Annotated in this window: 13 protein-coding genes; 12 read left to right on the top strand and 1 reads right to left on the bottom strand. The window is 72.1% G+C overall.

The genetic code is table 11. From position 1 onward, the window contains the following. Positions 1 to 49 precede the first annotated feature (49 nt). The 11 genes from JJQ90_RS07725 (at position 50) to JJQ90_RS07675 (ending at position 9,022) form a co-directional block, all read left to right on the top strand. Entirely contained in the window at positions 50 to 760 is a 711-nt protein-coding gene (locus JJQ90_RS07725) for an ABC transporter ATP-binding protein (RefSeq protein WP_457851881.1), read from the top strand. A gap of 6 nt (positions 761 to 766) precedes the next feature. Beyond that, a complete protein-coding gene (locus tag JJQ90_RS07720; protein WP_216874102.1) occupies positions 767 to 3,283 on the top strand; it encodes an ABC transporter permease in 2,517 nt (838 codons plus the stop codon). Between the two features lie 20 nt (positions 3,284 to 3,303). Continuing rightward, a complete protein-coding gene (locus JJQ90_RS07715; protein ID WP_216874101.1) occupies positions 3,304 to 3,807 on the top strand; it encodes a nucleoside deaminase in 504 nt (167 codons plus the stop codon). 129 nt (positions 3,808 to 3,936) lie between these two features. Beyond that, complete coding sequence (locus JJQ90_RS07710) at positions 3,937 to 4,740, top strand: Bax inhibitor-1/YccA family protein (RefSeq protein WP_216874100.1); 804 nt, start codon at positions 3,937 to 3,939, stop codon at positions 4,738 to 4,740. Positions 4,741 to 4,834: 94 nt separating this feature from the next. Then, positions 4,835 to 5,206 carry a DUF2946 family protein gene (locus tag JJQ90_RS07705; RefSeq protein ID WP_216874098.1) on the top strand — a complete coding sequence of 124 codons (372 nt, stop codon included), beginning with the start codon at positions 4,835 to 4,837 and terminating at the stop codon, positions 5,204 to 5,206. Positions 5,207 to 5,248: 42 nt separating this feature from the next. Next, entirely contained in the window at positions 5,249 to 5,758 is a 510-nt protein-coding gene (locus JJQ90_RS07700; protein ID WP_216874096.1) for a YcnI family protein, read from the top strand. Positions 5,759 to 5,768: 10 nt separating this feature from the next. Further along, on the top strand, positions 5,769 to 6,119 hold the full coding sequence (locus tag JJQ90_RS07695; RefSeq protein WP_216874094.1) for a hypothetical protein: 351 nt from the start codon (positions 5,769 to 5,771) through the stop codon (positions 6,117 to 6,119). A 12-nt stretch (positions 6,120 to 6,131) separates the two neighbouring features. After that, positions 6,132 to 6,614, top strand: coding sequence for a copper chaperone PCu(A)C (locus JJQ90_RS07690; RefSeq protein ID WP_216874092.1), 483 nt, complete (start codon positions 6,132 to 6,134; stop codon positions 6,612 to 6,614). Between the two features lie 67 nt (positions 6,615 to 6,681). Next, positions 6,682 to 7,164, top strand: coding sequence for a cupin domain-containing protein (locus tag JJQ90_RS07685; RefSeq protein ID WP_216874090.1), 483 nt, complete (start codon positions 6,682 to 6,684; stop codon positions 7,162 to 7,164). Positions 7,165 to 7,199: 35 nt separating this feature from the next. Next, positions 7,200 to 8,327, top strand: a complete 1,128-nt coding sequence (locus JJQ90_RS07680; RefSeq protein ID WP_216874088.1) for an MFS transporter — start codon at positions 7,200 to 7,202, stop codon at positions 8,325 to 8,327. Further along, positions 8,324 to 9,022 (top strand): trypsin-like serine peptidase, encoded by a 699-nt coding sequence (locus tag JJQ90_RS07675; protein WP_216874086.1) that lies wholly within the window; start codon positions 8,324 to 8,326, stop codon positions 9,020 to 9,022. The genes JJQ90_RS07680 and JJQ90_RS07675 overlap by 4 nt, the downstream gene beginning before the upstream one ends. A gap of 4 nt (positions 9,023 to 9,026) precedes the next feature. Here the strand turns inward: JJQ90_RS07675 and JJQ90_RS07670 are convergent, their stop codons facing one another. Beyond that, positions 9,027 to 11,696: a hybrid sensor histidine kinase/response regulator gene (locus JJQ90_RS07670; RefSeq protein WP_216874084.1), complete on the bottom strand. Its 2,670-nt coding sequence runs from the start codon at positions 11,694 to 11,696 to the stop codon at positions 9,027 to 9,029. Between JJQ90_RS07670 and JJQ90_RS07665 the strand changes: the two genes are divergently transcribed. Next, entirely contained in the window at positions 11,683 to 12,528 is an 846-nt protein-coding gene (locus tag JJQ90_RS07665; protein WP_329959403.1) for a substrate-binding periplasmic protein, read from the top strand. The two genes, JJQ90_RS07670 and JJQ90_RS07665, sit on opposite strands and share 14 nt — an antisense overlap. Positions 12,529 to 12,550 lie beyond the last annotated feature (22 nt).

Genomic DNA, 12,550 nt, shown 5'->3' with positions numbered 1-12,550 from the left:
AGCACGGCGCCCATATGACATGAAACCGCCGTAATAGGATTCCCGCCCCGTGAGCATACCCGCATCGCCGCTGATCGCCGCCACCGGACTGGTCTTCACCGCCAAGGCGGCCTCCGGCCCGGTGCATGTGCTGCGCGGCGTCGACCTGGCGGTGCAATCTGGAGAGGCGGTGGGCATCGTGGGGCCTTCGGGCTCGGGCAAGACATCGCTCCTCATGCTGCTGGCCGGGCTGGAGACGCCGAGTGCGGGGCGCCTCGCCGTGGCCGGACGGGATCTGGGGGCGCTGGATGAGGATGCGCTGGCCCGGTTCCGTCGCGACGAGGTGGGGATCGTCTTCCAGGCTTTCCACCTCATCCCCACCATGACGGCGCTGGAGAATGTCGCCATGCCGCTGGAATTCGCCGGCCGGCGCGACGCCTTCGACCGCGCGGCGGAAGCGCTGAAGGATGTCGGCCTCGGCCATCGGCTGGAACACTACCCCGGCCAGATGTCGGGCGGGGAGCAGCAGCGCGTGGCGCTGGCCCGCGCCGTGGTGGCGGAGCCCCGCCTGATCCTGGCCGATGAGCCCACCGGCAATCTCGACCGCGCCACCGGCACGGTGGTGATGGACCTGCTCTTCGGCCTGCGCGCCCGGCTCGGCACCACCTTGCTGCTGATCACCCATGACCCGCTGCTGGCCGAACGCTGCGAGCGGCAGGTGCGGATGGAGGATGGCCGCATCGTCGCCGACAGTGCCGGCCTGAAGCTGGCGGCGGAATAACGCGCCATGATGGATCATATCCGGCTCGGCGCGCGGCTGGCGCGGCGGGAATTGCGCGGCGGCTTTCGCCAGTTGCGCATCGTGCTGGCCTGCCTGGCGCTCGGCGTGGCCGCCATTGCCGCGGTCGGCACGCTGCGCGCGGCGACCGAGGCCGGGCTGCTGGCCGATGGCGCCCGGCTGCTCGGCGGCGATGTCGAGGTGCGGGTGAACTACCAGCCGCTGCCCGATGCGGCGCTGGACTGGGCAAGGGCGCGCGGCGCCGAAGCCTCCCGCGTCGTTGAGATGCGGGCCATGGCCGTGGCGCCTTCCGGCGAAAGGTCGCTGGTCGAGCTGAAGGCGGTGGATGCCGCCTATCCGCTCTACGGCACGCTGCGCCTGGACCCGCCCCAGGCCAGCCTGGTGCCGATCGATGGCAGGCCGCGCGTGGCGCTGGAGGCCTCGGTGGTCGAACGCCTCGGCCTGACGCCCGGTGACATGGTCCGCATCGGCGAGGCCAGCCTGACCTTCGCCGGCACCATCGCGCAGGAGCCGGACCGTGTCGCCAGCCCTGCCGTGCTCGGCCCGCGCGCCCTCATCCTGGCGGAGACCCTGCCGGCCACGGCGCTGATCCAGCCCGGCAGCCTGATCTCCTACGACACCCGCTTCCGCCTGCCCCCGGGCACGGAGGTGCGCCGCTTTGGCCGCGAGATGCAGGCGGCGGTGGGCGATGGCGGCTGGCGGGTGCGGACGGCGGACCAGGCGGAGCCGGGGGTGAACCGCTTCATGGACCGCGCCGCCGCCTTCCTGGTGCTGGCCGGCTTCACCGCTTTGCTGGTGGGCGGCATCGGCGTGGCCACCGGCGTGCGCGCCTGGCTGGATGCGCGCGGCCGCACCATCGCGACGCTGCGCTGCCTGGGCGCCCCGGCGGGGACCATCCTCGCCACCTATCTGATCCAGGTGCTGGTGCTGTCGGTCATCGGCATCACCATCGGCCTGGTCGCCGGCTTCGGCCTGACCTGGCTGGCGGCGCAGGCCCTGGCCGGTGCGCTTCCGGTGCCGCCGCGGCTCGGCGTCTACCCGGCACCGCTGGCGCTGGCCGCGCTGTATGGGCTGCTGACGGCGCTGACCTTCTCGCTCTGGCCGCTTGGGCGGGCGCAGCGGATTCCGGGGGCCGCGCTGTTCCGCGACCTCATCACCGCCAATCCCGGCTGGCCGTCCCGGGGCATCCTGGTGGCGACCGGACTTTCGGCCTTCGCCTTGGTGGCGCTGGTGGTGGGCACGGCGGAACAGCCGCGCTTCGCGCTCGGCTTCTGCGCCGGCGCGGCGCTGACCCTGCTGCTGTTCCGCCTGGGGGCGAGCGGGCTGATGGCCTTTGCCCGCAGCCTGCGCGGGCTGCGGCGGCCGACCATCCGGCTCGGCCTCGCCAATCTGCACCGCCCCGGCGCGCCGACCTCCACCATGCTGGTGGCGCTGGGCATCGGCCTGACGACGCTGGCAGCGGTGGCGACCATCGAGGGCAATCTGCGCGCCCAGCTGTCGGACCAGCTGCCGCAGGCCGCGCCAAGCTTCTTCTTCATCGACATCCAGTCCGACCAGTCGGAGGCCTTCAACACCCTGGCCGCTGCACAGCCCGGCGTGGCGGAGGTGCGCAGCGTGCCTTCCCTTCGTGCGCGCATCGTCGCGGTGGATGGCACGCCGGCCGACCACGTCCAGGCCACCGAGGACACCCGCTGGGCGCTGCGCGGCGATCGCGGCCTGACCTATGCGGCGACGCCGCCAGATGGCACGCGGCTGGTCGCGGGCCAGTGGTGGCCGGCGGATTACAGCGGCCCGCCGCTGGTCTCCTTCGACGCCAACCTCGCCGCCGGCTGGGGCATGGGCATCGGCTCCATCGTGACCGTGAACGTGCTGGGCCGCGACATCGACCTGCGGGTGGCTTCGCTGCGTGAGATCCAGTGGCGTGGCCTGGGCATCAACTACGTCATGGTCGCCTCCCCCGGTCTGCTGGCGGCGGCGCCGCACACCCATATCGCCACGGTGCGCAGCACCGAGGCGGTGGAGACCTCCGTGCTGCGCACGCTGACCGACGCCTTCCCCAATATCTCCGGCATCCGGGTGCGGGATGCGCTGGAGGCGGTGGCGGGGCTGCTGACGCGGGTGGGTGTCGCCCTGCAGGCGGTGTCCTCCGTCACTTTGCTGGCGGGCATGCTGGTGCTGGCCGGGGCGGTGGCCGCCGGGCAGCGGGCCCGGGTGCGGGATGCGGTGGTGCTGAAGACCATCGGCGCCACGCGGTCGCAGATCCGCGGTGCCTGGCTGGTGGAATTCGGCCTGCTCGGGCTGGTGGCCGGGCTGCTGGCCGCGGCCGCCGGATCGGCGGCGAGCTGGGCCGTGGTGCGCTACATCATGCGGGCCGACTGGGTCTTCCTGCCCGGGACATTGGCCGTGACCGTGCTGGGCTGCGTGCTGCTGACCCTGGCGCTGGGCTATATCGGCACGGCGCTGGCGCTGCGCGTCCGCCCCGCGCCGCTGTTGCGCAACGAGTAGGCACGCGCTTGGATGGGGGCATGGACAGTGACCTCCACCCCCAGGATATCGAGCATCTGCGCCACGCCTTCCACCTGGCCGGCGTGGCCCGCGCCCGTGGCGACCGCCCCTTCTCCGCGGTGATCGTGGCGGAGGACGGGACCATCCTGGCGGAGGGCCTGTCCACCCAGGGCACAGGCGGCGGCGGCACCCTGGCGCATAGCGAGATGAATGCCTGCCAGGCGGTGATCGCCGCAGGCGTGCCGCGCGCGCGGCTGCGGCGGGCCAGCATCTATTCCTCCGGCGAGCCCTGCGCCATGTGCTCGGCCGCCATCTTCTACACCGGCGTCGGGCGGGTGGTGTATGGCCTGTCGGCGGCGGCCATCCTGCATCTGCGCAATGCCCAGCCGCATACAGCCGGCCTCACCTTGTCCTGCCGCGCGGTCCTCGATTCGGCGGCGGAGCCGGTGGAAGTGGTCGGCCCGGCCCTGGAATCGGAAGGCGCGGTGCCGCATCAGGGCTACTGGACCGAGGGCGCGGCCTGATTCGCCGCGGTCCCGCGTGAATCTTGCGCGTCCCGGCCACCCCCCCGTTGATCCGGATTACAGAAGTTCCATATGATGGGCCGTATGCGGGCGGCCCCTAACCATCGCCCGCGAGGAGATTTCCTGACCATGGCTCTCGGTCCCGACAACCGCTTCCGGACGGGCGCGTCGGCCTGGACCCAGCCCATTGGGCGGTCCGCGGGCGTGGACGCCGCAGCGCTCGATGCAGGCCTGCGCGCCTACATGCTGCGCGTCTACAACTGGATGGCCTCCGGCCTCGCGCTGACCGGCATCGTCGCCTATTTCATCGCCTCCAACCCCGACATCGCCAGCCTGTTCTACCAGGTGGTCCGGACGCCGCGCGGCAATGCGACGGCGCCGACCATCCTGGGCTGGGCCGCGATGTTCGCGCCGCTGGCCTTCATCCTGGTGCTGAGCTTCGGCGTGAACCGGATGAGCAAGACCAGTGCGCAGGCGCTGTTCTGGGCCTTCTGCGCCGTGATGGGCGCGTCGATGTCGAACATCTTCGCGATCTACACGGGCGCTTCCATCGCCAGCACCTTCTTCATCACGGCCGGCATGTTCGCGGCGATCAGCCTCTATGGCTACACCACGAAGGCCGACCTGACGAAGCTGGGCAGCTTCATGCTGATGGGCCTGATCGGCATCATCATCGCGAGCCTGGTGAACATGTTCATCGGCAGCTCCGCCCTGCAATTCGCCATCAGCGTCATCGGCGTGGTCGTCTTCGTCGGCCTCACCGCCTATGACACGCAGCGGATCAAGGCGGACTACATCGAGCATGCCTATGCCGAAGGCTCCGACGAGGCTGGCAAGCGCAGCGTCTTCGACGCGCTGGGCCTCTACCTGAACTTCGTGAACCTGTTCCAGCTTCTGCTGCAGTTCATGGGCGTGCGCCAGAACAGCGACTGATGCCCAGGCCAACCGCCTGACATGGCGCGGCGCGCGATCCGGAAGGGTCGCGCGCCGCTTCCGTTTCAGGGGTCGGCAGTGCTACAGCTACGCCGTGCGCTTCCGCCCTGCCCTCACCCGGCTTCTCGTGCTGCTGCTGCTCATGCAGTGGGGCACGGCGTTCGGCCATTGCCTGAAGCTGGCCGCGCCCGGCGATGTTCTGCACATGGACATCTGCACGCCGGAGGGGATGCGCAGCATCCCGCTGGTGCTGGACGACCACGAGCTTCCGGGCGCCGACCATGCCACGGGCATGCTCTGCCCGCTCTGCGGCGGCCTCGGTGGCGCCGCCTTGCCGCCCCCCCCGATGGCGCTGCTGCCGCCCCTGCTGCTGGCGCAGGCCGAGGCCCCCGCCCCGCCCTCCACGCCCAGCCCGGCGCCCCCGCCCCGCTGCCAGCCGCAACCAAGGGCACCGCCGACCTCCTGACGACCAACCGGGCCTATCCCCTTGGAATGCAGGAATCTCGCCATGTTCAAGACCACCCTGGGCGCCTTCGCCCTGGCCGGTGCCGCCCTGTGCAGCGCGCCCGCCGCCGCGCATGTCACGCTGGAAACACAGCAGGCCGCGCCGAACAGCACCTATCGCGCCACCTTCCGCGTGCCGCATGGCTGCGACGGCGCCCCCACCATCCGCTTCACCGTGCGGCTGCCGGAGGGTGTGACCATCGCCCAGCCGATGCCGAAGGCGGGCTGGACGCTGCGCACCGTCGCGCGCGGCGAGGCCGGCAGCGGCCATGGCGCCACCGCCCCGCTTTCCGAGATCATCTGGGAAGGCGGCCGGCTGGAAAGCGCGCATTACGACGAATTCGTCATCCGCATGCGCCTGCCCAACACGCCCGGCGAGCTGCTCTACATCCCCGTCGTGCAGGATTGCCCGGAGGGCAAGCAGGCCGCCTGGACCGAGATTCCCGAAGCCGGCCGCCGCATCACCGACTACCGCATGCCCGCCCCGGCCGTGCGGCTGCTGCCGCGCAACTGAGGACATCACCATGACCCAGACCCGCCGTTTCCTGCCGCTCGCCGCCGCCGCGGTCGCCGCCGGCACCCTGCTCACCACCCGCCGCGCCGCCGCCTGCGATGCGGAGGCGATGGAGGCCCACCTGACCGCCGTCTGTGACGGCGCGCTGGAGCCGGCCCGGAGAGCGCTGGAGGCCGCGCTGATTCACGCGACCCCGGCCGAGACCATGGCGATGCAGCGCGCGCTGACCATCGCCAATGCCACCTGCACCACCGGCGACCCGGTGGCCGGCGCCCGCATCGCCGCCAATCTCGCCCGGCTGGCGGGGCGCATCGAGGGCCGCGCCGGTATAGGTGCCGACAGCCTCGACATGCTGGGCTGAGGAGGCAGGACGATGACGGCATTCACACGCCGCGCCGGCCTCGGCGCGCTGATCGGTCTGGCCGCGACCCGCGCCCAGGCACAGGGCCATGCCCATGGCCCGATCCAGGCCGAGGCGGGCTGGTCCCGCGCGGCCGGCGCCGGCCGGGTCGGCGCCGGCTTCCTCACGCTGCGCAACAGCGGCGCGGCCGACCGGCTGGTCGCCGCCCGCGCCGACATCGCCCGGACGGTGGAGCTGCACACCCATATCCGCGACGGCAACGTCATGCGCATGCGGCCAGTGGAGGCCATCGACCTGCCGGCGGGGGAGACGGTGACGCTCGCCCCCGGCGGGCTGCACATCATGCTGATCGACCTGAAGCAGGCCCTGCGCCAGGGCGAAAGCGTGCCCGTCACCCTGGTCTTCGAGAAGGCCGGGGAGATTCAGGTCACCCTCGAAGTGCAATCCGCCGGGTCCCGCGGCCCGGCTGCCGTCGGCGGCAGCCACCGACACTGACGGGTCGGTCCTGACCTCGGCGCAGCCCCATGCTGTGATGCTCTTTCGCTCCAAAAGGAAACGCAGCATGGGCAAGCGCATCGATCCCGCCACCCTTCCCCCCGTCATCGGCTGCCACTATCCCGCGCCACATGACGAACCCTGCCGGAGCCGCGAACGCCGCCGGCTGGGCGATGCGGCGGGGCTGACGCAGTTCGGCGTCAACCTGCTGCGCCTGCCGCCCGGCGCCTGGTCCAGCCAGCGCCACTGGCACAAGGGCTCCGACGAGTTCATCTTCGTGCTGGCCGGCGAGGTGACGCTGGTGACCGATACCGGGGAGGAAGTGCTCCGCCCCGGCGAAGCGGCCGGCTTCAAGGCCGGCGAGCCGGATGGCCACCATCTGCACAACCTGTCCGGCGCCGAGGCCCTGGTGCTGGAGATCGGCAGCCGCATCCCGGACGATGACGCCACCTATTCGGACATCGACATGCTGGCGCCGCCCCATGACCAACCCGCGATGTTCACGCGCAAGGACGGCACGCCGCTTGAGGCGACGGGCATCGACCCCTGATGGCCTCGGCGCACCGTCCGGTGTAGCCCCCGCTCATGCCGCTTCTTGCCCTCGCCTTCCTCGCCTTCATCGGCCTCGGCCTGCCGGACCCGATGCCGGGCAGCCTGTGGCCGGAGTTGCGACCCTTCTACGGCGTGCCGAATGCCGGGCTCGGGCTGATCCTGGCGGTCACGGCCGGCGGCTATGTGCTGGCCGGCATCTTCACCGCCCGCCTGGTCGACGCCTTCGGCATCGGCTGGCTGCTGGTGGCCAGCCTGGCGGCCACCGCCTGCGCCGCCCTGCTGCAATCGGCGGCGCCGCCCTTCGTCTTCTTCGTCGCCCTGGCGGCGCTGGCCGGCGCCGGGGGCGGGGCGGTGGATGCGGCGATGAACGCCTTCGCCGCCGCCCGCTTCCAGCCGCGCCACATGAACTGGCTGCACGGCTTCTGGGGGGTCGGCGCCACGCTCGGCCCGGCCACGGCGGCGGCCCTGCTGGCGGCGGGCTTCGGCTGGCAGGCCGGCTACCTCGCCGTCGGGCTGGCGCTGGCGCTGCTCACCCTCGGCTTCCTCGCCACCCGCCGCCGCTGGCAGGGCGCCGGCCCGGCGGAGGGGCCGCGCCACGGCGCCTGGACCGTGCTGCGCAACCCGGTGGCGCGGCTGCAGGTGGCGATCTTCTTCCTCTATACGGGGCTGGAGGCCGGCGCCGGCCAATGGGCCGCCACCATCATGACCGCCGCCCGCGGCGCCACCCCGGCGGAGGGCGCCATGGCCGCCACGCTGTTCTTCGCCGCCCTCACCGGCGGGCGCATCGGCCTGGGCTTCGTGGTGGACCGGATCGGTGCGGACCGGCTGCTGCGGCTGCTTGCCCCGGTGGCGGTGCTGGCGGCGCTGGGTTTTGCCAGCGGGGTGGCGGACCTGCTTATGCTGGCGCTGCTGGCCGTGGCGCTGGCGCCGATCTACCCCACCATCATGGCCCGCACCCCGGCCCGGCTGGGCGCGGCGGCGGCGGCGCAGGCGGTGGGGTTGCAGGTCTCGGCGGCGACTCTGGGGGTGGCGGTGGTGCCGGCGGCGCTGGGGCTGGCGGCCGACCTTGGCGGGGCCGGGCTTGTGCCCTGGCTGGTGGCCGGACTGGCCCTGGTCGTCGCGGTCCTGATTCATCGTTTGCCGACCCGGCGGGCTGCATGATCCGCGCCGCCCTGCTCGCCCTGTTGCTGGCCAGCCCGGCGGCGGCGCAATTGCCGGGGGTGGGGCAGGACGCGGCGCGCCGGCCGGTGCTGACCGGGCAGGCCCCCTGGTCCAGCCTGGTGCGGGTGCAGAGTGAGGCCGGCGGCCGCTGCACCGGCGTGCTGATCGCGCCCGACCTGGTGCTGACGGCGGCGCATTGCGTGGTGGCGCGGCGCACAAGGCAGCCGCTGCGGCCGGAGCGTCTGCATGTGCTGGCCGGCTATCATCGCGGCGACTTCACCAGCCATGCGCAGGGTGCCGCGCTGCGGATCGGCCCTGGCTACGACCCCGCTTCCGGCGGCCCGGCCGGCGCCGACTGGGCGGTGCTGCGGCTGGCGCGGCGCCTGCCCAATCCGTTCCTGCCCCTGGCCGCCCTGCCGCCGGCCGGCACGGCCGTGGCGCTGGGCGGATGGCAGCAGGACCGGGCGCATGCGCTGCTGGCCGATACCGATTGCCGGGTGCTGGCGGTGCAGCGCGACGCGGCGGGCCAGCTGCTGCTGCGCCATGGCTGCGCCGGCACGCGCGGCGTCTCCGGCGCGCCGCTGCTGCTGCGGCAGGGGGAAGGCTGGGCGGTGGCGGGGGTGGCGGTCATGGCGCTGCGCGACCAGCGCGGCGGCCTCGCCGTCGCGGTGGACGGACTGCCTCTCGCCGAATAGCCCTTTACGCGGCGCGGTCGGAGCCGGCGGGTTGCTTCGGCTTGACCGCGAGGCCCAGCTTGCGCAGTAGCGTCTCGCGCTGCACCGGCTTGCCGAGGTAGTCGTCCATCCCCGCCTCCCGGCACTGCCGCTCGAATTCCGGGCCGACGGCGGCGGTCAGGCCGATGATGCGGGTGCCGCTGTTGGGCCCGGACCTGGCGCGGATGGTGCGGGTGGCCTCCAGCCCGTCCATCACCGGCATCTGAAGGTCCATCAGGATGGCATCGAAGGGGTCGCCCTCCGCCGCCGCCACGGCCTGCGCCCCGTCCCCCGCCACCTCCACCAGGGCCCCGGCGCGGGACAGGATGGTGCGCATGACCAATTGGTTGGTCGGGTTGTCCTCGACCAGCAGGATGCGGATCTGCGGCCCCTCCGGTTCGGGGCTCGGCTCGGGCGCCGGGGCGGGCGCCGCCGCCGCCTGGCGTGGCGCCAGCGCCAGCAGCAGCGCGTCCCGCAGCCGGGTCGGCAGCGCCGGCTTCAGCAGCAGCCCGTCGAGCACCCCCTGCCCCGAATGGTTCCCCGAATGCCCCCCCTGGCGCTGCGCCTCCCGCGGGTCGGCGGAACCGGAAGCGCAGAGCAGCAGGCGCGGCCGGCCAAAGCTGTCCCAGTCCTGGCGGATGCGCCGCGCCAGGGCCAGGCCGTCGCCATCCGGCAATTGCCCGTCCAGCACCGCCGCCTCGAAGGGCCGGCCCTGGCTGGCGGCGGCGCGCAGCGCGGCGAGCGCGGTGCCGCCATCGGAAACGGCGGCGGCTTCCGCCCCCATGCCGACCAACTGTCGCACCAGGATTTCCCGGTTCAGCGGCAGGTCGTCCACCACCAGAACGCGGCGCCCGGCGAGGCCGGTCAGCGGCTGCTGGTCGCCCTCCACCCGGCCGATCTTCACGGAGAAGCGGAAGACGCTGCCGCCGCCATTGCGCACCCCGGCCAGCCGCGGCACCGCCTCGATCCCGCCGCCCATCTCCTCCGCCAGCCGCTTGCAGATGGCGAGCCCCAGGCCGGTGCCGCCGTATTTGCGGCGGATCGAGGCATCGGCCTGGGTGAAGCGTTCGAACAGATGCGCGATCTTGTCGCGCTCGATGCCAATTCCGGTGTCGGAGACGGAGGCGCGCAGCCGCCAGTAGTCCAGCTCGGCATCGACCGAGATCGCCACCTGGATCCAGCCCGTCTCGGTGAATTTCACGGCGTTGCCGACCAGGTTGAACAGCATCTGGCGGATGCGGCCGGGGTCGCCCATGACGCGCGCCGGCAGTTCGGGCGACAGGGCGCAGACCAGCTCCACCCCCTTGGCGGCGGCGCGCGGGGCGAAAAGCTCGACGATCGTGGCGATCTCGGCCTCGATGTTGAAGGGCACCTGCTCGATCTGCAGCGCCCCCGCCTCCAGCTTGGAGAAGTCGAGGATGTCGTTCAGCACCAGCATCAGATGCTCGGCGGAGCCCTGGATGGTCTCGGCATAGCGGCGCTGGAGGCTGTCGAGCCGCGTGTCCAGCAGCAGGCCGGTCATGCCGATCACGCCATTCATCGGCGTGCGGATCTCATGGCTCATCGAGGCCAGGAAATCCTCCTTGGCGCGGGAGGCGGCGACGGCATGACGCTCGGACTCGGAAAGGCGCTGGCCCTGCATCTTCAGCGCCTGGGCCTGGCGCACCAGCAGCCACAGCGCCACCAGCGTGACCACGGCGGCGGCGGCGACACCGGCGGCCAGCAGCGCGCCCAGGCGATGCGCGCTGTCCAGCGCATCCTCCCGGTTGCGGGCGACCTCGACCACGAAGGCCCCCTGGCGGGTGACGGCGAAGGAGGCGACGACATCGGACCGGTCCTGGTCGATTCCGGCCCAGGTGCCGGATTCCCGGCGTGGCAGGAAATCGCGGAAGATCCAGGAGGAGGAATTCAGCTCCCCCACCCCTTCCACCCGGCCATCGGAACGGGCCAGCAGCAGGCCCTGGAAGGAATGGATGCGGATGACGGCGCCGAAGCTCTCCGCATGGCGCCGGGCCACGCCGACGAAGTAGTCCGGATTCAGGATGGCGATGATGGTGCCGAGGAATTCGCCGCGCGGCCCGCGCAGCGCCCGGGCATAGGGAATGGCATAGAGCCCGCCGGCATGGCCGATGGCCCGCCCGGTGGGGCCAAGGTAGCGCCCGGCCTCCGGCGCGCCCAGGCGCAGGGCCTGGCCGCCGAAGCGCAGCAGGCGGAACCATTCCCGCTCCGCCACCGAGGCCTCGCGCAGCCCCTCCACCGAGCTGGCGATGATGAAGCCCTGGGCATCGGCGATCAGCACGGCGCGCAGCTGCGGCACATCCCGGATGCGGACGGTGACCTGCCGCGCGACCTGGCCCGGCTCGGCTTCCGTCAGCCGGTCCTGGGCATCCAGCATCACCAGGTCGACCGTCTGGATGGCGCGGGTGAGCTGGTCCGCCAGCCCGGCGGCGACCCCCTGGGTCAGCCTTTCCGCATCCGCGATGGCGTCCTGCTGGCCGCGATGCATCAGGATGCTGTAGATTCCCACAAGGCACAGGGCGACCAGCCCGACGGCCGCGGTGAACAGCAGCCAGGGACGCGGCTCGGCGGGGCGGGGTGCGCCGAGGCCCAGCGAGCGCCGCAGGGCGAAACGGAGTTGGGTGATGCGTGGAGCCATCTTTGCGACGACGTTTATGGTTCTTTTTGTCTTAATTTGCGAGCGGAGAGACGCAGTTCGGGCGCAAATTCTGTCAGGACCGCCTGACGCGACCGCAACCCCGTCCGCACCCGGCCGCCTGGGCGCGATCCGCAGCCGTGGTGAACTGCTGGTCTGTATCTGGCCGGATTATTTCGCGATCTCCTACCGCAATCCCCGGAACGGCGAGATGGAAGGCCTCGACATCGACATGGCGCGCGGCCTGGCGGCGCGACTCCAGGTGCGGCCGGCCTTCATCGAGACGAATTTCACCGAATTCATGGCAAGGCTGGAGGAGGGGCGCTGCGACATCGCGATGATGGCGGTCGGCATCACTCCCGCTCGCGCCCTGCGTGTGGCCTTCTCGAAGCCCTATATGGCCAGCGCCGTCTATGCGGTGACCACGCGCACCAATACCCGGGTGCAGAGCTGGCGGGACATCGACAGCCCCGGCACGGTGGTGGCCGTGGCCGCCGGGACGGTGATGGAACCGCTGATGCGGGAGACGCTGCGCAACGCGGAGGTGATGGTGGTGACCCCGCCCCGGACGCGGGAGGGGGAAATCCTGTCGGGCCGGGCCGATGTCTTCATGTCCGACTTTCCCTATACCCGGCGGATGGTGCTGATGCATGACTGGGCGCGGGTCATCGACCCGCCCGGCCGCTTCGGCGACACGCTCTACGCCTATGCCATGCCGCGTGGCGACCAGGCCTGGCTGAACGAGGTCAACGCCTTCCTGGAGCGCAGCCGGGTCGATGGCAGCCTGGCCCGCGCGGCCGAACGGCACGGGCTGGCGCCGATCATGCTGCCGTGAATTTCGAGGCCCTCAGGCGCCG

Source organism: Falsiroseomonas oleicola (genome assembly GCF_019029495.1).
Lineage (GTDB): Bacteria > Pseudomonadota > Alphaproteobacteria > Acetobacterales > Acetobacteraceae > Falsiroseomonas > Falsiroseomonas oleicola.
This window is presented reverse-complemented; position numbering and strand designations above follow the sequence as displayed.